Origin of the sequence: Microbacterium karelineae, from assembly GCF_009745985.1 — a bacterium.
In the GTDB taxonomy this organism is placed as follows: domain Bacteria; phylum Actinomycetota; class Actinomycetes; order Actinomycetales; family Microbacteriaceae; genus Microbacterium; species Microbacterium karelineae.
Map to the genome: position 1 here is coordinate 1 of NZ_WFIX01000033.1, position 345 is coordinate 345.

Genomic DNA, 345 nt, shown 5'->3' on the forward strand with positions numbered 1-345 from the left:
TTACGCCTGCAATACGGGCCATTCAGAAAAACTCCAATTGACAGCTACCCGGCGCCCAGGGAGCCAAGAAAGGGCGCGGATATTAGCGCTGTAAAAACAAATAATCAACCCGGCAGCACACTAGCTGCCGGGCTATCACGCGTGAATCACACTCAGCCTTGGCGCTGTTTGTGACGCGGCTCCGCGCTGCAGATCACACGAACGACGCCTTCGCGACGGACGATCTTGCAGTTGCGGCACAGCTTCTTAACCGATGCACGAACTTTCATCAGTGACTCCTCGAACCTTACGGGTCAGCGCAGCAGACCGCTGCCATAGCCCTTCAGGTTGGCTTTCTTCATGAGG

Annotated in this window: 1 protein-coding gene; it reads right to left on the minus strand. The window is 55.9% G+C overall.

Features of this window, described 5'->3' with window-relative positions; genetic code table 11:
• Positions 1–152 precede the first annotated feature (152 nt).
• Complete coding sequence (gene rpmJ / locus GB932_RS00755) at positions 153–269, minus strand: 50S ribosomal protein L36 (RefSeq protein ID WP_014854209.1); 117 nt, start codon at positions 267–269, stop codon at positions 153–155.
• Positions 270–345: the final 76 nt, after the last annotated feature.